Annotated in this window: 19 protein-coding genes and 3 tRNA genes; 11 read left to right on the top strand and 11 right to left on the bottom strand. The window is 56.4% G+C overall.

What is annotated here, in order from left to right; genetic code table 11:
- Nucleotides 1-8: 8 nt before the first annotated feature.
- Genes amiB through nnr form a run of 3 tightly spaced genes read right to left on the bottom strand, consistent with a single transcriptional unit; the run spans nt 9 to nt 3,343 of the window.
- Nucleotides 9-1,349, bottom strand: a complete 1,341-nt coding sequence (gene amiB / locus V1566_RS04935) for an N-acetylmuramoyl-L-alanine amidase AmiB (RefSeq protein WP_148244454.1) — start codon at nt 1,347-1,349, stop codon at nt 9-11.
- Between the two features lie 16 nt (nt 1,350-1,365).
- Entirely contained in the window at nt 1,366-1,827 is a 462-nt protein-coding gene (gene tsaE, locus V1566_RS04930) for a tRNA (adenosine(37)-N6)-threonylcarbamoyltransferase complex ATPase subunit type 1 TsaE (RefSeq protein WP_013095283.1), read from the bottom strand.
- Complete coding sequence (gene nnr, locus V1566_RS04925; protein ID WP_395305220.1) at nt 1,820-3,343, bottom strand: bifunctional ADP-dependent NAD(P)H-hydrate dehydratase/NAD(P)H-hydrate epimerase; 1,524 nt, start codon at nt 3,341-3,343, stop codon at nt 1,820-1,822. Before nnr ends, tsaE begins: the two co-directional genes overlap by 8 nt.
- Between nnr and queG the strand changes: the two genes are divergently transcribed.
- Nucleotides 3,342-4,481: a tRNA epoxyqueuosine(34) reductase QueG gene (gene queG, locus V1566_RS04920; protein ID WP_148244452.1), complete on the top strand. Its 1,140-nt coding sequence runs from the start codon at nt 3,342-3,344 to the stop codon at nt 4,479-4,481. The two genes, nnr and queG, sit on opposite strands and share 2 nt — an antisense overlap.
- A 270-nt stretch (nt 4,482-4,751) precedes the next feature.
- Here queG and V1566_RS04915 read toward each other — a convergent pair.
- The 4 genes from V1566_RS04915 to orn all read right to left on the bottom strand — a co-directional run bounded on the left by V1566_RS04915 (nt 4,752) and on the right by orn (nt 5,923).
- Nucleotides 4,752-4,827 (bottom strand) — tRNA-Gly (locus tag V1566_RS04915).
- A 157-nt stretch (nt 4,828-4,984) separates the two neighbouring features.
- Nucleotides 4,985-5,060: transfer RNA gene (locus V1566_RS04910), tRNA-Gly, on the bottom strand.
- Nucleotides 5,061-5,105: 45 nt separating this feature from the next.
- Nucleotides 5,106-5,181, bottom strand: a tRNA-Gly gene (locus V1566_RS04905).
- 196 nt (nt 5,182-5,377) lie between these two features.
- The gene (gene orn / locus V1566_RS04900; RefSeq protein ID WP_023310130.1) at nt 5,378-5,923 is read right to left on the bottom strand and encodes an oligoribonuclease; all 546 of its coding nucleotides are present in this window, start codon (nt 5,921-5,923) and stop codon (nt 5,378-5,380) included.
- Nucleotides 5,924-6,030: 107 nt separating this feature from the next.
- Between orn and rsgA the strand changes: the two genes are divergently transcribed.
- The 3 genes from rsgA to mscM all read left to right on the top strand — a co-directional run bounded on the left by rsgA (nt 6,031) and on the right by mscM (nt 11,492).
- Nucleotides 6,031-7,083 (top strand): small ribosomal subunit biogenesis GTPase RsgA, encoded by a 1,053-nt coding sequence (gene rsgA, locus V1566_RS04895; protein WP_023334242.1) that lies wholly within the window; start codon nt 6,031-6,033, stop codon nt 7,081-7,083.
- 97 nt (nt 7,084-7,180) lie between these two features.
- A complete protein-coding gene (gene asd, locus V1566_RS04890) occupies nt 7,181-8,149 on the top strand; it encodes an archaetidylserine decarboxylase (RefSeq protein WP_395305219.1) in 969 nt (322 codons plus the stop codon).
- Between the two features lie 19 nt (nt 8,150-8,168).
- Entirely contained in the window at nt 8,169-11,492 is a 3,324-nt protein-coding gene (mscM, locus tag V1566_RS04885) for a miniconductance mechanosensitive channel MscM (RefSeq protein ID WP_395305218.1), read from the top strand.
- A 37-nt stretch (nt 11,493-11,529) separates the two neighbouring features.
- Here mscM and yjeM read toward each other — a convergent pair whose 3' ends face one another.
- Together yjeM and epmA are read right to left on the bottom strand one after the other, a co-directional pair.
- Nucleotides 11,530-13,029 (bottom strand): glutamate/gamma-aminobutyrate family transporter YjeM, encoded by a 1,500-nt coding sequence (gene yjeM / locus V1566_RS04880; RefSeq protein WP_395305217.1) that lies wholly within the window; start codon nt 13,027-13,029, stop codon nt 11,530-11,532.
- 179 nt (nt 13,030-13,208) lie between these two features.
- Nucleotides 13,209-14,186 (bottom strand): elongation factor P--(R)-beta-lysine ligase, encoded by a 978-nt coding sequence (epmA, locus tag V1566_RS04875; RefSeq protein WP_395305216.1) that lies wholly within the window; start codon nt 14,184-14,186, stop codon nt 13,209-13,211.
- 310 nt (nt 14,187-14,496) lie between these two features.
- Between epmA and frdA the strand changes: the two genes are divergently transcribed.
- The 4 genes from frdA to frdD are packed head-to-tail and all read left to right on the top strand — an operon-like array spanning nt 14,497 to nt 17,790.
- Entirely contained in the window at nt 14,497-16,287 is a 1,791-nt protein-coding gene (frdA, locus tag V1566_RS04870; RefSeq protein WP_395305215.1) for a fumarate reductase (quinol) flavoprotein subunit, read from the top strand.
- Nucleotides 16,280-17,014: a succinate dehydrogenase/fumarate reductase iron-sulfur subunit gene (locus V1566_RS04865; protein WP_023310124.1), complete on the top strand. Its 735-nt coding sequence runs from the start codon at nt 16,280-16,282 to the stop codon at nt 17,012-17,014. Before frdA ends, V1566_RS04865 begins: the two co-directional genes overlap by 8 nt.
- A gap of 10 nt (nt 17,015-17,024) precedes the next feature.
- Nucleotides 17,025-17,420, top strand: coding sequence for a fumarate reductase subunit FrdC (gene frdC, locus V1566_RS04860; RefSeq protein ID WP_029739890.1), 396 nt, complete (start codon nt 17,025-17,027; stop codon nt 17,418-17,420).
- A 10-nt stretch (nt 17,421-17,430) separates the two neighbouring features.
- Nucleotides 17,431-17,790: a fumarate reductase subunit FrdD gene (gene frdD / locus V1566_RS04855; RefSeq protein WP_032662398.1), complete on the top strand. Its 360-nt coding sequence runs from the start codon at nt 17,431-17,433 to the stop codon at nt 17,788-17,790.
- Between the two features lie 29 nt (nt 17,791-17,819).
- Here the strand turns inward: frdD and ampR are convergent, their stop codons facing one another.
- Entirely contained in the window at nt 17,820-18,695 is an 876-nt protein-coding gene (ampR, locus tag V1566_RS04850; protein WP_395305214.1) for a LysR family transcriptional regulator AmpR, read from the bottom strand.
- Between the two features lie 131 nt (nt 18,696-18,826).
- On the opposite strand from ampR, the gene V1566_RS04845 reads away from it, so the two are divergent.
- From V1566_RS04845 to V1566_RS04835, 3 genes are all read left to right on the top strand, one after another.
- The gene (locus V1566_RS04845) at nt 18,827-19,972 is read left to right on the top strand and encodes a cephalosporin-hydrolyzing class C beta-lactamase ACT-167 (protein ID WP_367187911.1); all 1,146 of its coding nucleotides are present in this window, start codon (nt 18,827-18,829) and stop codon (nt 19,970-19,972) included.
- A gap of 229 nt (nt 19,973-20,201) precedes the next feature.
- Nucleotides 20,202-21,188: an IS110 family transposase gene (locus tag V1566_RS04840; RefSeq protein ID WP_395303481.1), complete on the top strand. Its 987-nt coding sequence runs from the start codon at nt 20,202-20,204 to the stop codon at nt 21,186-21,188.
- Nucleotides 21,189-21,282: 94 nt separating this feature from the next.
- Nucleotides 21,283-21,813 (top strand): lipocalin family protein, encoded by a 531-nt coding sequence (locus V1566_RS04835; protein ID WP_111965406.1) that lies wholly within the window; start codon nt 21,283-21,285, stop codon nt 21,811-21,813.
- Here the strand turns inward: V1566_RS04835 and sugE are convergent.
- Entirely contained in the window at nt 21,810-22,127 is a 318-nt protein-coding gene (sugE, locus tag V1566_RS04830; protein WP_006178944.1) for a quaternary ammonium compound efflux SMR transporter SugE, read from the bottom strand. The genes V1566_RS04835 and sugE overlap by 4 nt on opposite strands.
- Nucleotides 22,128-22,305: the final 178 nt, after the last annotated feature.

Raw genomic sequence — 22,305 nt, 5'->3', positions numbered from 1 at the left:
AATTCTCCTTAGTTGGTCGCGGTCATCTCACCCGGTAGCGCTGCACTGGCCGTCTGGGCAGCGCCGCTCTGCGGCGCGGACTGCAGCGGATGGGCATCAAAATATTTACGCAGACCGTTATAAATCGCTTCGGCAATTTGCTGCTGGTAGCTGTCGCTTCCCAACAGACGCTCTTCACCGTTGTTACTGATAAAGCCCGTCTCGACGAGGATGGACGGGATATCCGGCGAGCGCAGAACGCCGAGGCTGGCATGTTCCGGACGACGTTTATGCAGCACGCCAATGCTTTGCAGCTGGTTCAATACGTTAGTGGCGACATCATACCCGACGCGCTGAGAATGACCGAACTGTAAATCCAGCACCGCCTGGCTGAGGTACGGATCGGACTGGCTGTTCGCCAGCACGTCGCCCGCGCCGCCTAACAGTTCAGACTGCTTCTCATGCTCTTCCAGCCAGTTGGCCATTTCGCTGTTGGCGCGACGGTTCGACAGCACCCAAACCGAGGCGCCGGTGGCGCTACGATTCGGTGCGGCGTCCGCATGAATGGAGACCAGGAAGTTCGCGTTTTGCTTACGCGCCACATCCGAGCGTCCCATGACGGAGATAAAGTAGTCCCCGTCGCGGGTCAACACGCCTTTAAACATAGGGTCGTCATTGAGTAGCGAACGCAGTTTCCGCGCGATAGCGATGGTCACGTTTTTTTCTCGCGTGCCGCCAGGGCCAATCGCCCCCGGATCTTCCCCGCCGTGGCCCGCATCAATGGCGATAATCACTTTGTCACCGCTGACCGTCGCGCGTCGCGCGCTGGCCGCCGGACGCGTCACCGTATTGCTGCTGGTTGCCGCAGTAATGCGGTCGTTCTGCGATTTAAACGGATTACGCGCAGGTTCAGAAGGACGCGGCGTATATACCGGTTCTTCCACGCGCTTCGCTACGACCGGCGGCGGTGGAGGCGGTGGCGGTGCGTCGGCATTAATGGTAAAGACCACCGTATAGTTCGCCCCGTTTTGCTGCTTCACCGCCTTCGTTTTGCCCTTTTCGGTCAGATCGACCACCAGGCGTAACGACTGGCTATCCTGCGGCGTTCCCGAACGGATACTTTTCACCAGGTTGTTGCCGCTAAACCGCAGCGGTAGCCCCTGGATCACGCCAGTCTGCTTGATATCCAGCGCCACGCTGTGGCTGTCTGGCTGTGAAAACGCATATTCAGGATCGCCCATAAAGCTGAACGTGATCCGGGCCTGGCTTTCGCCGTTTGATACCTGAATATCTGAGAGGTTTGCCGCCCCGGCCTGCGCGCACAGCAGCACGGTAGCAGCCAACAACCAACCTTTAACGCGATTTATCATCCCGTCATCCCTACGCTTAACCGGCCAGTCGCGCCAGTAAGGAACTGCCTGATGAGGAAACAGCACTGATGCGTGCCTCACGCCCTTGTGCCTGGTAATCTAAGTGAATTTCGACATCCGGGTCAGGCAGCACACCCGCACCTTGTTGCGGCCACTCCACCAGGCAAATGGCGTCGTTGGCAAAATAATCACGGATCCCCATAAATTCCAGCTCCTCAGGATCCGCAAGGCGGTATAAATCGAAGTGGTACACCATGAGATTTTCAAGGGTGTACGGTTCGACCAGCGTGTAGGTTGGGCTTTTTACATTCCCGTTATGCCCTAACGCCTGCAAAAAACCCCGGCTGAAGGTGGTTTTACCCGCACCTAAATCACCATACAGATAAATGACGGTTGCCCCCTGACAGGCCTGCGCCACGCGCTTGCCGAGTTCTAAAGTGGCTTGTTCATCAGGTAAAGGAATCGCTCGATTAGTCATTTTCTACGTCAATCACATCCGGGTTAACAACACGCCGCAGCGTGCAAAAAAGATCGGTGGCCAGCATACCGCGTGTGCCGTAACGCGCGGCGAGTTTATCCGCCGCGACACCGTGGGCCACGCAGCCCGCACAGGCTGCATCATAAAGGGGAAGTTTCTGTCCAAGCAATGCGCCAATGATGCCGGAAAGCACATCGCCCATGCCGCCGCTTGCCATGCCCGCATTTCCAGCATCAATAATGCCCTGCGTCTCGTCACTGGCGACAACGGTTCCTGCCCCTTTTAAAACAGCAACACCTCCGTAACGTTTTACCAGACGCTGAGCAGAAAGTAAGCGATCGCTTTCAATTTCTGCCACGCTGCAGTTAAGCAGCCGCGCGGCTTCGCCGGGGTGTGGCGTCAGAATGCGATTGTGACGCTTATCCGGGTTTATTGCCAGAAGGTTAAGCGCGTCGGCATCCCACAGCATCGGTTTACGAAAATTCTCGACCTTTTGCAGGGCCTGTTTACCCCATGCCTGCTGCCCAAGACCCGGGCCAATTACCACTACATCCGCCCATTCAAGGCACTCTTCAAGCGCCTGAGGCGTAAGCTCGTGCACCATCAGCTCCGGTCGGGCTGTAACGATCGGCGCAATATTCTCGATGCGAGTGAGTACTCGCACTAATCCGGCACCGCTGCGCAGAGCCGCTTCGCCGGTCATGCGAATCGCACCTGCCGTACCATGGTCGCCGCCAATAATCACCAGCCTGCCGTGATCGCCCTTATGGGACGTTGGCTGGCGCGGCGGAAGCCACGCAGCAAGCTGCGACGCATCAAAACGCGCGATGCGCATTTCCTGCCCGGCCAGCCAGCTCTCCAGCCCCAGCGCATTGTGGTGCAACACGCCAACGACGTCTCGCGCTTTACCGGTCAGTAACCCCGGCTTGAGGGCGATGAAGGTCACCGTATGGGCAGCCTGAATGACCACTCCCGGCGTCGCGCCGGTTTGTGCAATCAGGCCAGAGGGAATATCCAGGGCGACTACCGGCGCGGAATGTCTGTTAGCGTGTTCAATAAGCGCGGCAATGTTCTCACGAGGCGCACTGCGTAGCCCGGTACCCAGCAGGCCATCCACAATCAGAACCACCTCTTCCGGCCAGACGATATCAGGCGCATGAATCACACCGCCCGCGTTAAGCCACGCCTCCCGCGCCGCGTCGGCCTCTTCCGGTAGAGGTTTATCGCTCTCCAGGGCCAGCAACGTCACGCGGATACCTGCCGCAACCGCCAAACGTGCGACGACGTAGCCGTCGCCGCCGTTATTGCCGTAACCGCACAGAATCAGCCAATGGGCGGCCTGCGGGTACGCGCTGCGGGCAACGTTAAACGCCGCCTCACCCGCGCGCAGCATCAGTTCATAAAGGGTAATCCCTAGGCTGTCTGCGGCCTCTTTTTCGGCGCGCCGGAGGTCATCCGCATGCCAGATGGAATGTGGTATACTTGCGGGGTTTTTCTTCACCGTATGGTCCGTCATGTCACAGCCCCTCGATCTAAATGAATTAGCGCAAAAAATAAAACAGTGGGGTGCTGAGCTTGGCTTCCAGAAGGTGGGCATTACCGATACCGACCTTTCCGCCAGCGAGCCTAAACTGCAGGCCTGGCTGGACAAACAATACCACGGCGAAATGGAGTGGATGGCGCGTCATGGCATGATGCGCGCCCGTCCTCACGAGCTTTTGCCGGGCACATTACGCGTCATCAGCGTGCGCATGAACTATCTGCCCGCCAACGCGGCCTTTGCGCGCACGCTAAAAAATCCCTCTTTGGGTTACGTCAGCCGGTACGCCCTGGGACGTGATTACCATAAGCTCTTACGTAACCGTTTAAAAAAACTCGGGGAAACTATTCAGCAGCACTGTGTTTCGCTGAATTTTAGACCCTTTGTCGATTCTGCGCCTATTCTTGAGCGCCCAATCGCCGAAAAAGCTGGGCTTGGCTGGACAGGTAAGCACTCACTTATCCTCAGCCGCGACGCCGGATCGTTCTTCTTCCTCGGTGAACTGCTGATTGATTTACCGCTGCCGGTAGACGGCCCGGTAGAGGAAGGCTGTGGCCGCTGCGTGGCCTGCATGACCATCTGCCCGACGGGTGCCATCGTAGAGCCTTACACCGTTGATGCGCGCCGCTGCATCTCCTACCTCACTATCGAACTGGAAGGGGCCATTCCCGAAGAGTTTCGACCGCTTATCGGCAACCGCATCTACGGCTGCGACGACTGCCAGCTGATCTGCCCGTGGAACCGCTATTCGCAGCTCACGGACGAAGAGGATTTCAGCCCGCGTAAGGCGCTGCATGCGCCGCAGCTCATTGAGCTGTTCGCCTGGACCGAAGCATGGTTCCTGAAGGTGACGGAAGGTTCGGCCATTCGCCGTATCGGTCATCTGCGCTGGCTGCGTAATGTGGCCGTCGCGCTGGGTAATGCCCCGTGGGATGAAGCGAACGTGCGTGCGCTTGAAAGCCGTAGAGGTGAGCACCCACTTCTTGATGAACACATAGAATGGGCGATTGCGCAGCAAATTGAGAAGCGTAATGCCTGTGCGATCGAAGTGCAGCTACCGAAGAAACAGCGTCTTGTGCGGGTGATTGAAAAAGGGCTTACGCGGGATGCCTGAACTATTCACAGCCTGTGAATAAAATTACAAACTCAAGCGCCATCTGGGTTGGAGAAGAGGTCAAGTGATCTCACTAACATTTTGAAATGAAAATTTATCCATTAAATACAGAAAGTTAAATAGATACTATTCACCCTGCTAAGTTTTAACCCTGTTCCGGTTACACGCAGTTTCTGTGGATAACTCTGTTCACAAGAGTATTTCAGACGCAATAGAAAACGTCCCCAACGAATCTTTTCGCTGTGGATATTTTAGAGATGAAGAAGAATTTGGAGCGGGAAACGAGACTCGAACTCGCGACCCCGACCTTGGCAAGGTCGTGCTCTACCAACTGAGCTATTCCCGCTTAATCTGTGTCTTTCAAGCTGCCACTGCGTTGGCTGCCTTCACTCACCTTAGTCACTTACTCAAGTAAGCTCCCAAGGATTCGTTCAGTTGCCGCCTTGTTGCAACTCGAAATCCCACGATTTGGTGGTCCGTGCTTTATAAGCACTTTCAAATTTTGGAGCGGGAAACGAGACTCGAACTCGCGACCCCGACCTTGGCAAGGTCGTGCTCTACCAACTGAGCTATTCCCGCTTGGGTGTTCTGGTGCTGGGCGTATCCGGAGATACTTTCAAATTTTGGAGCGGGAAACGAGACTCGAACTCGCGACCCCGACCTTGGCAAGGTCGTGCTCTACCAACTGAGCTATTCCCGCAAATCTGCACTGCTTTTGTTGCTGTCGTAACGTGTAATTCTCTGTCGTTACGGGAGGCGCATTATACGAGAAATCCTTTTAGCTGCAACCCCCCTTAAAGCGATTTTTTCGAAATTAAGTTCAAATGCTTATTAAATCGGCAAGCTGAACAATTTAACGACAAAAACCCGGCCACGCAAGGCGCCGGATCTCAAAATCACAGCTTTATAAAGTTTTCGCGGTAGTAGGAAAGCTCCGCCACGGACTCACGGATATCGTCCATCGCCTGGTGGGTCCCCTGCTTTTTAAAGCCGTCGAGTATTTCAGGCTTCCAGCGACGCGCCAGCTCTTTCAGGGTGCTGACATCCAGATAGCGGTAGTGGAAGTAAGACTCCAGCTCCGGCATGTACTTAAACAGGAAACGGCGATCCTGGCCGATGCTATTCCCACAGATTGGCGATTTGCCTGCCGGAACCCACTGTTTCAGGAACTCAAGCGTCGCCAGCTCCGCCTCACGGTCGCCGAACGTGCTCGCCTTCACGCGCTCCACCAGGCCACTGCCGGTGTGAGTGCGCACGTTCCATTCATCCATCAAAGCCAGCTGATCGTCGGACTGATGCACCGCAATCGTTGGCCCTTCTGCCAGGATATTCAGGTTGGCGTCCGTCACCAGAGTAGCAATTTCAATGATGCGATCGCGCTCGGGATCCAGCCCGGTCATTTCGAGATCGATCCAAATCAGGTTGTTTTCATCCGCGCTCATGTTATTTTCCACCCTTCTCGCATAACCGGCAGTAGCAGGTTAACTAGTATTAATTAGAGTGTATCATAGAGGTTTTGCCCCTTACGGGCGACCAGGAGCCAGCGCGATTGAGTAAAAATAAACTCTCCAAAGGGCAGCAGCGCCGCGTAAACGCCAACCACCAGCGCCGTCTTAAAACCACTTCGGAGAAGCCGGATTATGACGACAACCTGTTTGGTGAAGCGACAGAAGGCGTAGTCATCAGCCGTTTCGGTATGCATGCCGATGTCGAATCCGCCGACGGTGATATTCACCGTTGCAATATCCGTCGCACCATCCGTTCACTGGTTACCGGCGATCGCGTGGTCTGGCGTCCGGGTAAAGAGGCCGCTGAAGGTGTCACGGTTAAGGGCATCGTTGAAGCCGTGCATGAACGCACGTCGGTGCTCACCCGCCCGGACTTCTACGATGGCGTAAAACCGATTGCCGCCAACATTAACCAGATCGTCATTGTTTCGGCGATTTTACCTGAGCTTTCGCTCAACATTATTGACCGATACCTTGTCGCCTGCGAAACGCTGCAGGTTGAACCGATCATCGTGTTGAATAAAATCGATCTGCTGGATGACGACGGCATGGCCTTCGTGAATGAGCAGATGGATATCTACCGAAAGATCGGGTATCGCGTGCTGATGGTCTCCAGCCACACCAAAGATGGCCTTAAGCCGTTAGAAGAGGCGCTGACCGACCGTATCAGCATCTTTGCGGGCCAGTCCGGCGTGGGCAAATCGAGCCTGCTGAACAACCTGCTTGGCCTCCAGCAAGAGATCCTGACTAACGATGTGTCCAACGTCTCGGGTCTGGGCCAGCACACCACCACCGCCTCGCGCCTGTATCATTTCCCGCACGGCGGCGACGTGATTGACTCCCCTGGGGTGCGTGAGTTCGGTTTGTGGCACCTTGAGCCGGAACAAATCTTTAACGGATTTGTCGAATTCCATGATTATTTAGGCGCTTGTAAATACCGCGACTGTAAACACGATAACGACCCAGGCTGCGCTATCCGTGAAGCGGTTGAGAAAGGCGAGATCGCGGAAACCCGCTTCGAGAATTACCACCGCATTCTTGAGAGCATGGAAGACGTAAAAACGCGTAAAAACTTTTCTGATTCTGATAACTGACAACTAAGCTAAGCATCGCTAAAATCGTCCCCTTTTTTCAGGTTCCGGCGGCTTAACGCCGGATCAGGAACGACAAAACAATGGCCTGGAGGCTACCTTGTTAAACGCATTTAAACTTTCGCTTCAATACATTCTGCCAAAACTGTGGCTCACTCGCCTGGCGGGCTGGGGCGCAAGCAAACGCGCGGGCTGGCTGACCAAACTGGTGATCGACCTTTTCGTAAAATATTACAAAGTCGACATGAAAGAGGCGCAGAAGCCGGACACCGCCAGCTACCGCACCTTCAACGAATTCTTCGTGCGCCCGCTGCGTGACGAAGTTCGCCCGCTGAACACCGATCCTAACGTCCTGGTGATGCCAGCAGACGGCGTGATCAGCCAGTTGGGTAACATCGAAGACGACAAAATCCTGCAGGCGAAGGGCCATAACTACAGTCTGGAAGCGCTGCTGGCAGGTAACTACCTGATGGCGGATCTGTTCCGCAACGGTACGTTTGCCACTACCTATCTGTCACCGCGCGACTATCACCGCGTGCATATGCCGTGTAACGGTATCCTGCGTGAAATGATTTACGTCCCGGGCGACCTGTTCTCCGTAAACCATCTGACCGCGCAGAACGTGCCAAACCTGTTTGCCCGTAACGAACGCGTCATCTGTCTGTTCGATACTGAATTTGGCCCTATGGCTCAGATTCTGGTGGGTGCAACCATCGTAGGCAGCATTGAAACCGTCTGGGCCGGCACCATCACCCCACCGCGCGAAGGCGTGATCAAACGCTGGACCTGGCCTGCCGGTGAAGCGGAAGGCTCGGTGGCCCTGCTCAAAGGTCAGGAGATGGGTCGCTTCAAGCTGGGCTCCACCGTGATCAACCTGTTTGCGCCGGGCAAAGTGAAGCTGGCTGAACAGCTCCAAAGCCTGTCGGTCACCAAGCTGGGCCAGCCGCTGGCGGTCTCTACCGAAACCTTCGTGACGCCAGATGCAGAACCTGCTCCGCTGCCACAGGAAGAGATCAACGCCGAGCACGACGCCAGCCCGCTGGTTGACGACAAAAAAGACGAAGGCTAACAACAGAAGGATCGCTGACGTGCGCCCGATTATCGTTCTACTGATGGCCTGGTGCCTCAGCATGGGGGCGTACGCAGCGACAGCCCCCGACGCCAAACAGATAACCCAGGAACTGGAGCAGGCAAAAGCGGCCAAACCCGCTCAGCCAGAGACCGTCGAGTCGCTCCAGGCTGCCCTGAACGCGCTTGAGGAGCGGAAAGGCTCTCTTGAGCGCGCTCAGCAGTATCAGCAGGTTATCGACAACTTCCCCAAACTCTCACAGACGCTGCGCGCGCAGCTCAATAACCTGCGTGACGAACCGCGCGATGTTCCTGCGGACTTAACCTCCGATGCGCTAAACCAGGAGATCCTCCAGGTCAGCAGCCAGCTTCTGGAAAAGAGCCGCCTGGCGCAGCAGGAACAGGAGCGCGCGCGCGAAATCGCCGACTCGCTCAGCCAGCTTCCACAGCAGCAAACCGACGCCCGCCGCCAGCTAAACGAGGTGGAGCGCCGCGTGGGCACACAGTCTGGCAATTCAGCACAAAGCCAGGCGCAAAATCTTGGGATTCAGGCTGAATCCGCCCGACTTAAAGCGCTGGTTGATGAACTCGAGCTGGCGCAGCTTTCTGCCAACAACCGTCAGGAGCTGTCGCGCATGCGCGCCGAGCTGGCGCAAAAGCAGAGCGAGCAGCTTGATGCCTACCTTCAGGCCCTGCGTAATCAGCTGAACAGTCAGCGCCAGCGCGAAGCCGAACAGGCGCTGGAAAGTACAGAACTGCTCGCTGAAAACAGCGAAAACCTGCCTGCCGGTATCAACGAACAATTCAGGGTCAACCGCGAGCTTTCTGCCGCGCTGAACCAGCAGGCGCAGCGCATGGATCTGGTTGCATCCCAGCAGCGTCAGGCCACCAATCAAACCCTCCAGGTTCGACAGGCGCTCAACACCCTGCGCGAACAGTCACAGTGGCTGGGATCGTCGAACCTTCTCGGCGAAGCGTTGCGCGCCCAGGTTGCCCGTCTGCCGGAGATGCCGAAGCCGCAGCAGCTTGATACCGAAATGGCCCAGCTGCGCGTTCAGCGCCTGCACTTTGAAGATCTTCTCAACAAGCAGCCGCAAATCCGCCAGATCCGTCAGGCTGACGGACAGCCCCTGACCAGCGAGCAAAACCGTATTCTGGAAGCCCAGCTGCGTACCCAGCGTGAACTGCTGAACTCTCTGCTCCAGGGCGGGGATACGTTGATTCTGGAGCTGACCAAGCTAAAAGTCTCCAACAGCCAGCTGGAAGATGCGCTGAAAGAGGTGAACGAGGCTACGCACCGTTATCTCTTCTGGACGTCCGACGTGCGTCCGATGACCTTCTCGTGGCCGATTGAGATTGTCCAGGACCTGCGCCGCCTGATTTCACTGGATACCTTCAGCCAGCTGGGACAGGCCAGCGTGATGATGTTTACCAGCAAAGAGACCATATTCCCGCTGCTGGGGGCGTTGATTCTGGTGGGCTTCAGCATTTACTCGCGCAGACATTTCACCCGTTTCCTGGAGCGTTCCAGCTCCAGGGTCGGGAAAGTCACCCAGGATCACTTCTGGCTGACGTTGCGCACCGTATTCTGGTCGATTCTTGTCGCCTCTCCGCTGCCGGTGCTGTGGATGACGCTGGGGTATGGCCTGCGGGAAGCCTGGCCCTATCCGCTCGCGGTCGCGATTGGCGATGGCGTCACCGCCACGGTGCCGCTGCTGTGGGTGGTCATGATTTGCGCCACCTTCGCACGCCCCAATGGCCTGTTCATCACCCACTTTGGCTGGCCGCGTAATCGCGTTGCGCGCGCCATGCGTTACTACCTGATGAGCATCGGGTTGATTGTGCCGCTGATTATGGCGCTGATCATGTTCGATAACCTCAACGACCGGGAATTCTCAGGCTCGCTGGGCCGCCTCTGCTTTATGCTGATATGCGGGGCGCTGGCCATCGTCACGCTCAGCCTGAAACGCGCGGGTATTCCGCTCTATCTGGATAAATCCGGTAACGGCGACAACATGTTCAACCGGCTGCTCTGGAACCTGCTGCTTAGCGCGCCGCTGTTTGCGATGCTGGCAGCCGCGGTGGGCTATCTGGCAACCGCGCAGGCGCTGCTGGCAAGGCTGGAAACCTCGGTAGCCATCTGGTTCCTGCTTCTGGTGGTGTACCACGTGATCCGCCGCTGGATGCTGATCCAGCGCCGCCGTCTGGCCTTTGACCGAGCCAAGCATCGCCGGGCGGAGATCCTCGCCCAGCGTGCGCGGGGTGAGGAAGAGCCAAACCATGTCAACAGTACGGAAGGCACAACGGATGCGGACGAGGTCGAACTGGATCTGGATGCCATCAGCACCCAGTCCCTGCGCCTGGTTCGCTCCATCCTGATGCTGATTGCCCTCTTGTCGGTGATCTTCCTGTGGTCAGAGATCCACTCTGCGTTTGGCTTCCTGGAGAACATCTCTCTCTGGGACGTGACGTCCACGGTTCAGGGTGTTGAAAGCCTGGAGCCGATTACCTTAGGGGCGGTGCTGATTGCCATTCTGGTGCTGATCATCACCACGCAGCTGGTGCGCAACTTCCCGGCGCTGCTGGAGCTGGCGCTGCTGCAGCACCTGGATTTAACCCCGGGGACGGGTTATGCGATTACGACCATTACCAAATATCTGATCATGCTGTTTGGCGGGCTGGTTGGCTTCTCAATGATCGGTATTGAGTGGTCGAAGCTGCAGTGGCTGGTGGCGGCGCTCGGTGTAGGGTTAGGTTTTGGTTTACAGGAGATCTTCGCCAACTTCATCTCCGGCCTGATCATTCTGTTCGAAAAACCGATCCGTATTGGCGATACCGTAACGATCCGCGATCTGACCGGCAGCATCACGAAGATCAACACCCGTGCGACGACGATCAGCGACTGGGATCGGAAAGAGATCATCGTGCCAAACAAGGCGTTTATCACCGAGCAGTTCATCAACTGGTCGCTGTCAGACTCCGTTACTCGTGTGGTGCTGACGGTACCGGCACCGTCGGACGCCAACAGCGAAGAGGTCACCCAGATCCTCTACACCGCCGCTGAGCGCTGCTCGCTGGTAATCGACAACCCGGCGCCGGAAGTCTTCCTTGTGGATTTACAGCAGGGGATCCAGATTTTCGAGCTGCGTATCTACGCCGCCGAAATGGGACACCGTATGCCGCTGCGCCATGAGATCCACCAGCTGATTCTGGCGGGCTTCCGCGAGCACGGTATCGATATGCCGTTCCCACCGTTCCAGATGCGACTGGAAAGCCTGGACGGGCGTAAAACGGGAAGAACGCTGACGTCAGCGGCGCGTACGCGCCCGGCGGGAAGTTTGTAATGCTGCTCCCCTCCCTTTCGGGAGGGGAATATTCCCGCTACGCCACTTCTGCGACGTACGCCATCGCGCGTCGACGGTAATTCTCATAAATCCCCATCGCCAGCAGCGAGAAGAAGATTGGGCCGCCCACCATCCACAGCGCGCTGTTCCAGTCGTTAGCCTCAATTACCGGCTGAATAATGGTAAAGATGTTGGCAAACGCCACCACCAGCACCACCACCGCGGTGGCCAGCAGCGTTGCCGCGCGGTTTTTAAAAATCATAAATGGACGTTCAAGATCCTGCTTCGCCTTAAAGAATGGGAACGCCAGGGTCAGGAACAGGTACGGCAGCGTCATCGACACGTTCGCCATCAGGGTCAGCTTGTTGTAAAACGCAGACGCCGTATCGCCGCCAAATGACACCAGCAGAATAAACACGCACACCAGCAAACACTGCATCCACATGGCGTTGGCAGGCATGCCTGCGCTATTCAGCTGGGTCATACGTGCGGGCCACAGCGCTTTTGGCGTACCCTGAATAATCGCTTTCAGCGGCGAGTAGATCAGCGTGAAGAACGCACCGGTATACGCCAGGAACATCGACAGGCCGGTAATACGCGCGAACCAGCCCCCCATTACCGATGCCGCCTCGGGACTCAGGTTCATCGCCTGTCCCAGCGTCATCCCCAGGCTTTTCATCAGCACATAGGTAATGTTGCCAAGGTTAGTGGTGTTGTTGCTCAGCACCTGCTGCCAGTTGGTGCTAACGCCCCAGAGGAAAATCGCCAGCGAATAGCCAATGGAAATGACGATGGCGGCAAAAATAATGCCTTTCGCAAAGTTCTTTTCCGGGTTCTCCGTCTTATCGACCAGGCCGCCTACGGCTTCAATACCGCCGTAAGCGAAGATGGCAAACACCACGAAGGAGAGCATGGCGAGCCCGGACTGGTAGCCCGGATTCGGCGAGGAGGCAAAGTTCACCTCCTGCGCGAAGTGACCACCGTTCAGGCACAGGATAGCGATGCTCGCCAGCAGCAGTACCAGATTCAACCCCATAACCGAGATCCCGCCCACGGCGGTAATCCGGGCAATTTTATTGATGCCTTTAGACGCCACCAGGGTGACCACCACCATCCAGCCTACCGCCAGAATCCCGACGACCTGCGTGGAGCTTAGCCCGGCTAAAGACCAGACCTGCGTTTTATCGGCACCGAAAAGAAACGTTGAGAACGGCACCCAGACTTTGGCCGCTGTACTGACCATCCAGACGACGTAGGATGAAAACCACATAAACGTGCCGATAAACGCATAGCGCGGCCCGACGCTGTTATTCATCCAAGAGTAGATCCCACCCTCTTCTTTCCGGTAAGCCGAGCCCATCTCCGCCATCATCAGCGCAAACGGGATAAAGAAGAACAGAGCAGAAACGATATAAAACGGCGTCGCGCTGTAGCCCATCAGATAGAACGCTGACGGACTGTTGGCAAAGCCAAAGACTGAGGTAAATATCATCAGGATGAGCCCGGTGAGGGTCATCTTTTTGAGTGACTGGGACATAGAACCATCCGAAGAGGAATTAAATTGCGCGGATGGTAGCAGAAGACCAGATAAATATTGTGGCTATACGGGGCAAATTAAGAAAAAGGCCCGCGTATAGAGAAAATGGCAGTTTTTAATGTGGCAGGGCCAAATGACCCGAGTAGGCCGGGTAAGCGACAGCGCCACCCGGCGATTCTTTAAGCGCGATCGACTGTAAAGGCGATCACATCGCCAAGCTGCTCTGCGCCCAGGGCCAGCATCACCAGACGGTCAACACCCAGCGCCACGCCGGAACAATCCGGCAGACCTGCTTTTAATGCTTCAAGCAGATTAATATCAATTGGCTGCTGCGGCAGACCGCGCGCGACGCGCTTGCGGTTATCCTGCTCGAAGCGCTGCTGCTGCTCGCGGGCATCAGTCAGTTCGTGGAAGCCGTTCGCCAGCTCGATGCCTTTGTAATAGACCTCAAAACGCTCTGCGACACGATGATCTTCGGTACTGATCTGCGCCAGTGAGGCCTGGCTTGCCGGGAAGTGATAGACAAACGTCGGGCGATCTTTACCAATCTGCGGTTCAACGCCAAAAGTGAACAGCAGTTGCAGCAGCGTGTCGCGATCCTCTTCGGTATCCGCCACGTTGCTGAGATCCAGTTTTGCCGCCACTTCGCGCAGCTGGGCTTTGTCCGCCGACAGCGGATCGATTTCCAGATGGCGCTGGAAAGCCTGCTGATAGGAGAGCGTTTCGGCTTCTGAGCATTCCAGGACCTGCTGCAGCAAATCGTCCACCTCATTCATCAGGCGGTACATATCATAATGCGGGCGGTACCACTCCAGCATGGTGAATTCCGGGTTATGGTGACGCCCCATCTCTTCATTACGGAAACTGCGACACAGCTGATACACCGGACCACATCCCGCCGCCAGCAGGCGTTTCATGTGGTATTCCGGGCTGGTCATCAGATACAAATTCATGCCCTGAGAGTGGCCGGGGCCAACAAAACGGGTTTCAAACGGGACCAGATGAATATCCGTTACCGTTGCCTGACTCATGCACGGCGTTTCCACCTCCAGGACTCCGCGGTCGGCAAAGAAACGGCGGATCTCCGCCATAATTGCAGCGCGTTTTAACAGATTAGGGATGGATGCGCTCGGCTGCCAGGTGGCCGTTTCGCTCATGAGTTGTTCTCCGATTTCAGACAAGGGCACGAAGTCTACTCGTTAGCAGGGACAGAGACAAATTTTGCGCAGTAAAAAAGCGCATTTCATTTAGGTGAGTAATTACGTGACGCAATTCATCAATCTCCATGATAAATCACCGTACAGAACAGCAAAAAAATCGAACACGTCAAATTTCCCTGACATCTACACGGTTATACTGTTTTACCCATAAAGGAGCAGTGGAAACGCTTTCGCAATCGTCCTTTTGGACGGGTGAACTACCTTTAGTTTGTCGCGTTGCGAAATAACAAAAATCTGGAGGAATGTCGTGCAAACTTTTCAAGCCGATCTTGCCGTAATAGGCGCTGGCGGGGCTGGATTACGTGCTGCGATTGCTGCAGCACAAGCTAATCCAAACGCTAAAATCGCATTGATTTCAAAAGTCTATCCAATGCGTAGTCACACAGTGGCAGCAGAAGGAGGGTCCGCCGCCGTTGCGCAGGATCATGACAGCTTTGAATACCATTTCCACGACACGGTTGCAGGGGGCGACTGGCTTTGCGAACAGGATGTCGTTGACTACTTTGTCCATCATTGTCCAACGGAAATGACCCAGCTTGAACAGTGGGGATGTCCGTGGAGCCGTCGTCCGGACGGTAGCGTCAACGTTCGCCGCTTTGGCGGAATGAAAATTGAACGCACCTGGTTCGCCGCCGATAAAACCGGCTTCCATATGCTGCACACCCTGTTCCAGACCTCCCTTCAGTTCCCACAAATTCAGCGCTTCGATGAACATTTCGTCCTCGACATTCTGGTTGATGACGGACAGGCGCGTGGCCTGGTGGCGATGAACATGATGGAAGGCACGCTTGTCCAGATCCGCGCCAACGCGGTAGTGATGGCGACGGGTGGTGCGGGTCGCGTTTATCGCTACAACACCAACGGCGGCATCGTGACCGGCGACGGCATGGGCATGGCGCTCAGCCACGGCGTTCCGCTGCGCGATATGGAGTTCGTGCAGTATCACCCAACCGGCCTGCCGGGCTCCGGCATTCTGATGACGGAAGGCTGCCGCGGTGAAGGCGGTATTCTGGTCAATAAAAACGGCTACCGCTATCTGCAGGATTACGGCATGGGCCCGGAAACCCCGCTCGGCGAGCCGAAGAACAAATACATGGAACTCGGCCCGCGCGACAAAGTCTCTCAGGCCTTCTGGCACGAGTGGCGCAAAGGCAACACCATTTCCACGCCGCGCGGCGATGTGGTCTATCTCGACCTGCGTCATCTGGGCGAGAAGAAACTGCTGGAACGCCTGCCGTTCATCTGCGAGCTAGCGAAAGCTTACGTCGGCGTCGACCCGGTGAAAGAGCCGATTCCGGTGCGCCCAACCGCGCACTACACCATGGGCGGGATCGAAACCGACCAGCAGTGCGAAACCCGCATTAAAGGTCTGTTCGCCGTCGGCGAGTGTTCCTCTGTGGGTCTGCACGGCGCTAACCGTCTCGGGTCTAACTCGCTGGCAGAGCTGGTCGTCTTTGGCCGCATGGCGGGCGAGCGCGCGATGGAACGGGCGGTAACCGTGGGCGAAGCTAACGGTGCCGCGCTGGATGCGCAGGTCGCAGACGTTGAAAAACGCCTGAAAGATCTGGTGAACCAGGAAGGCAATGAGAACTGGTCGAAGATCCGCGACGAGATGGGCCTGTCGATGGAAGAAGGCTGCGGTATTTACCGTACGCCAGAGCTGATGCAAAAAACCGTCGACAAGCTGGCGGAACTGCAGGAGCGCTTCAAGCGCGTGCGCATCACCGACACCTCCAGCGTATTCAACACCGACCTGCTCTACACTATTGAGTTGGGCCACGGTCTGAACGTCGCGGAATGTATGGCGCACTCTGCGCTGGCGCGTAAAGAGTCGCGTGGAGCCCACCAGCGTCTGGACGAAGGCTGTACCGAACGTGACGACGTCAATTTCCTGAAACACACTCTCGCCTGGCGCGATGCGGATGGCACCACACGTCTGGACTACAGCGACGTGAAAATCACCACGCTGCCGCCGGCTAAACGCGTGTACGGTGCAGAAGCAGAAGCCGCCGAGAAGAAGGAGAAGGCGAATGGCTGAGATGCAAAAAATGAAAGTTGAAGTGGTGCGCTACAATCCGGAAGTGGACGCCGCACCGCACAGCGCTTTTTATGAAGTCCCTTATGACGAGCAAACCTCCCTGCTGGATGCGCTCGGCTATATCAAAGACAACCTGGCGCCAGACCTGAGCTACCGCTGGTCCTGCCGCATGGCCATCTGCGGCTCCTGCGGCATGATGGTCAACAAGGTGCCGAAGCTGGCCTGTAAGACCTTCCTGCGCGAGTACACCAAAGGCATTAAGGTCGAAGCGCTGGGTAACTTCCCGATTGAACGCGATCTGGTGGTCGATATGACCCACTTTATCGAAAGCCTGGAAGCCATTAAGCCGTACATCATTGGTAATCCGCGCACGCCGGATCAGGGGCCGAATACCCAGACGCCGGCGCAGATGGCGAAATACCATCAGTTCTCCGGCTGCATCAACTGCGGTCTTTGCTACGCCGCCTGTCCACAGTTTGGCCTGAACAAGGAGTTCATCGGCCCGGCCGCCATTACCCTGGCGCACCGCTACAACGAGGACAGCCGCGACCACGGCAAAAAAGAACGTATGGCGCAGCTTAACAGCCAGAACGGCGTGTGGAGCTGTACATTTGTGGGTTATTGCTCCGAAGTTTGTCCGAAGCACGTCGACCCGGCCGCCGCAATTCAGCAGGGTAAAGTGGAAAGCTCGAAAGACTTTCTTATCGCTACCCTGAAACCACGCTAAGGAGTGCATGATGACGACTAAACGCAAAGCCTATGTGCGGCCTGTGCCGTCCACCTGGTGGAAAAACCTGCCGTTTTATCGCTTCTACATGCTGCGTGAAGGCACGGCGGTACCGGCGGTCTGGTTCAGCCTTGAGCTGATGTACGGCGTTTTTGCCCTCAAGCACGGTCCGGAAGCCTGGGCCAGCTTTGTCGGTTTCCTGCAAAACCCGATCATTGTGGTTCTGAACCTGATCGTGCTCGCAGCCGCGCTGCTTCATACCAAAACCTGGTTTGAACTGGCGCCAAAAGCGGCGAACATCATCGTAAAAGGCGAAAAAATGGGGCCAGAGCCGGTGATTAAAGGGCTCTGGGCGGTGACGATTCTGGTCACTGTGGTCATTCTGTTTGTCGCACTGTTCTGGTAAGGAGACACCTGTGATCAATCCAAATCCAAAACGTTCTGACGAGCCGGTCTTCTGGGGCCTGTTTGGCGCAGGCGGCATGTGGAGTGCCATCATCGCCCCCGTCATCATCCTGCTGGTCGGCATTATGCTGCCCCTGGGGCTGTTCCCGGGCGATGCACTGAGCTACGAGCGCGTGCTGGCGTTCGCGAGCAGCTTTATCGGCCGCGTGTTCATCTTCCTGATGATCGTCCTGCCGCTGTGGTGTGGTCTGCACCGTATTCACCATGCGATGCATGACCTGAAAATCCATGTCCCGAGCGGTAAATGGGTGTTCTACGGTCTGGCGACCATCCTGACCGTGGTGACGCTGATTGCCGTGGTCACCCTCTGACGCTTCTGGCCCGCCATCCGGCGGGCCTTTTATTTCTGCATCTTCTCCACCAGCCACTGGGCAAACTCGCGCATTGCGGGCGTTTCTGTCCGTGACTGTAGCCTTGTCAGCCAGTAGCTGCCGAGGTCAATCTGCGTTGCAAACGGCTGCACGATACGCTCGCTGCTGAGTAAATGGGTAAACATGTCGACAGGCGCAATGGCAATCCCTGTGCCTGCCTGCGCGGCTTCCAGCATGGTCACGGACGAATCAAACACCATCACCCGGTGCGTCGGCGAGGGAGGGTGCTCACCCGCTGCCTGCATCCACGCAGCCCACTCGTCGCGCCGGTAGGAGCGCAGCAGGGTAAACTTCAGGATATCTGCCGGTTTTTTTAGGCAAGAGGCAATGTCGGGTGTACAGAGCGCAGACAGCGGCGCAGGGCAAAGGAATTCAGCATCGGTTCCATGCCACGCGCCGCCACCGTAGCGAATGGTGTAATCAAGCCCTTCAGCCGCCGGGTCGACGCGATTGTTATGGGTGGAAAGGTGAAGATCAATATGCGGATAGCAGCGGCGAAAGTCCGCAAGTTCTGAGAATAAAACCCCCGTGGCAAAAGTCCCTACCACACCTATTTTGAGCTTCTCCTGAGCGCGCTGGCTGGCAAAGCGATCCAGCATTCCGGCGATACGATCGAACGAGTCATTCAGCACCGGCAGCAAATTCTCGCCTTCGGTGGTCAACATCAGCCCACGCGAAACGCGGACAAACAGCTGGCAATTAAGGTGCTGCTCCAGCGCCTTTACGTGCTGGCTAATCGCGGAATGGGTGACGTTCAGCTCGATAGCGGCATGCGTAAAACTGAGGTGCCTGGCGGCAGCTTCAAACGCCCGCAGGGAATTAAGAGGAAGATAGCTGCGCGTCATGGTCTCGTCCATTAGAAAAATTAACAGCTAATGCTAAATTTAACCGTTTGTCAGCCATAGTCAAATCCAACAGACTACAGCGGTCTGACGGGCCCGGACACTCCCTTGAACTGCTATTACGGAAGATAATGATGATGACAAAATCCCTTTGCTACGCCCTGCTGCTCAGCACCTCCTGCTCAGTATTGGCTGCCCCGATGTCAGAAAAACAGCTGGCTGAAGTGGTGGAACGGACTGTTACGCCGCTGATGAAAGCGCAGGCCATTCCGGGTATGGCGGTGGCGGTGATTTATCAGGGTCAGCCGCACTACTTTACCTTCGGTAAAGCCGATGTTGCGGCAAACAAGCCTGTCACCCCACAAACCTTGTTCGAACTGGGTTCTATAAGTAAAACCTTCACCGGTGTACTGGGTGGCGATGCGATTGCTCGCGGTGAAATATCGCTGGGCGACCCGGTGACCAAATACTGGCCTGAGCTGACAGGCAAGCAGTGGCAGGGGATCCGCATGCTGGATCTGGCAACCTATACCGCAGGGGGTCTGCCGTTACAGGTACCGGATGAGGTCGCGGATAACGCCTCTCTGCTGCGCTTTTATCAAAACTGGCAGCCGCAGTGGAAGCCGGGCACCACGCGTCTTTACGCCAATACCAGCATCGGCCTTTTTGGCGCGCTGGCGGTCAAACCTTCCGGCATGAGCTATGAGCAGGCCATAACGACGCGGGTCTTTAAGCCGCTCAGGCTGGACCATACCTGGATTAACGTTCCGAAAGCGGAAGAGGCGCATTACGCCTGGGGATACCGTGACGGTAAAGCGGTACACGTTTCGCCAGGCATGCTCGACGCGGAAGCCTATGGCGTAAAAACCAACGTGCAGGATATGGCAAGCTGGGTAATGGTCAACATGAAGCCGGACTCCCTTCATGATAATTCACTCAGGCAAGGCATTGCCCTGGCGCAGTCTCGCTACTGGCGCGTGGGTGCCATGTATCAGGGTTTAGGCTGGGAAATGCTTAACTGGCCGGTCGATGCCAGAACCGTGGTTGAAGGTAGCGACAATAAGGTGGCGCTGGCACCGCTGCCCGCGAGAGAAGTGAATCCACCAGCGCCTCCGGTAAAAGCCTCATGGGTGCACAAAACCGGCTCAACCGGCGGGTTTGGCAGCTACGTGGCCTTTATTCCTGAAAAGCAGCTCGGCATTGTGATGCTGGCGAATAAAAGCTATCCGAACCCGGCACGCGTTGAGGCGGCATACCGTATCCTCGACGCGCTGCAGTAAAACATTGCCGGGTGGCGGCTTCGCCTTACCCGGCCTTGTATTATCCTTCCGTGCAGAAAGAACCGGCCAGTTCTTTCTGCCATGCAGTCCACATGCCGTACCCGGCCTTAGGCCACGAGCCTGTGTTGTAGATCCCTGCAGTGGACTGCACCTTCTCCACAAGTGACAAACCGGACAGTATCATGGACCGGTTTTCCCGGTAATCCGCATTCACAAGGTTGGTTTCACTATGGAACAGGAACTTCACTTTATTGGTATCGATGTCTCCAAAGCTAAGCTGGATGTCGATGTGTTGCGACCTGATGGCCGTCACCGCAGCAAAAAATTTACTAACACACCTAAAGGTCACGAGGAGCTGCTCAGCTGGCTCCGCAGCCATAATGTGGCTCAGGCACATATCTGCATGGAAGCGACCAGCACCTATATGGAAGACGCAGCAGCATCCCTCAGCGATGCCGGTTTCACCGTATCCATCATCAACCCGGCTCTTGGTAAAGCCTTTGCGCAGAGTGAAGGCCTGCGCAGTAAAACCGATGCCGTTGATGCCCGTATGCTGGCAGAGTTCTGCCGGCAGAAGCGTCCGGTAGCCTGGGAGGCACCTCATCCGCTGGAGCGCGCGTTGCGGGCGCTGGTGCTGCGTCACCAGTCCCTGACAGACATGCACACGCAGGAGCTGAACCGTCGTGAGACGGCGCGGGAGGTGCAGATGCCGAGCATCGATGCGCACCTTCTGTGGCTGGAAGCGGAGCTGAAGCGGCTGGAGAAACAGATAAAGGACCTGACGGATGATGACCCGGACCTGAAGCACCGGCGAAAACTGCTGGACAGCATACCGGGTATCGGTGAAAAGACATCCGCGGTGCTGCTGGCGTATGTGGGGCTGAAGGACAGGTTCGGTCAGGCGCGGCAGTTCGCGGCTTTCGCAGGACTGACACCGCGGCAGCATGAATCAGGAAGCAGCGTACACAGGGCAAGCAGGATGAGTAAGGCTGGCCATGTCTCGCTTCGCAGGGCGCTGTATATGCCCGCGATGGTGGCGCTGTACAAAACGGAGTGGGGAAAAGCGTTCAGGACGCGTCTGGAAAAGAACGGCAAGGGAGCGAAGCTGATAATCGGAGCGATGATGCGTAAGCTGGCGCAGGTGGCGTATGGCGTCCTGAAATCAGGACGCCCGTTCGATGCCACATTGCATCAGGAAAATGCTTGCGTGGCATAACAGTATCTACAAAATCCTCGGTGTGACGCCGCACAAAAACCACATTTTCCTTGCCGTCATCTACACTTAACAAAAAAACAGTAAGGAAACTCCTATGCGCATTCTGCCTGTTATCGCCGCGGTGACAGCCGCGTTTTTAGTGGTTGCCTGCAGTTCCCCTACCCCACCACCTGGCGTTACCGTCGTCACGCCTTTTGATGCACAACGCTTCCTTGGAACATGGTATGAAATCGCGCGCCTCGACCATCGTTTTGAGCAGGGCTTAGAGAAGGTCACGGCGAATTACAGTCCGATGGACGATGGCGGTATTCAGGTGATCAACCGGGGCTATAATCCCGACCGGGAGATGTGGCAACAGTCGATTGGGAAAGCGTACTTCACGGGCGACCCGCGACGGGCCGCGCTCAAAGTCTCTTTCATTGGTCCGTTTTATGGCGGCTACAACGTGATAGCGCTCGACAGAGAGTACCGTCACGCGCTGGTCTGCGGACCGGATCGCGACTATCTGTGGATACTTTCCCGCACACCAACTATTTCGTCAGAAATGAAACAGCAGATGCTGGACGTCGCGACCCGGCAAGGGTTTGATGTGTCAAAACTCATCTGGGTAAAACAACCCCATTAATGGGTGCTGAGCTTGAGCCCAATGATACCGGCCACAATCAAGGCGAGGCTGGCGATACGCGCCAGACTCGCTGACTCTCCCAGCAGCAGAATGCCGGTGATGGCGGCCCCTACCGCGCCAATGCCCGTCCAGACGGCATAAGCCGTTCCCACAGGCAGCGAGCGCATCGCCCAGGATAACAGGACAATACTCACGATCATCGCGGTGACGGTAATGACGCTGGGCGTCAGGCGGGTAAATCCGTGGGTGTACTTGAGACCTATCGCCCATACCACTTCGAGCAGGCCAGCAATAAAAAGAATGATCCAGGACATTTCAGGCTCCATAACTTAATACAAGTTGGGGCCGTCCCCGGTGAAAGAAACGCTTACGGGTCGTCCCGTAAGGCAGAGATTACGCCCCATATTGTGGTTAGCGTGCTATTTTTTTTCAATCATTTTTTGCTGAACACGTTAAGGCAAGAAATAGCCGCAGTATGGCGCGTAGTTCCGG

It is taken from the genome of Enterobacter sp. ECC-019, from assembly GCF_043974075.1.
Taxonomy (GTDB): Bacteria; Pseudomonadota; Gammaproteobacteria; order Enterobacterales; family Enterobacteriaceae; genus Enterobacter; species Enterobacter asburiae_D.
This window is presented reverse-complemented; position numbering and strand designations above follow the sequence as displayed.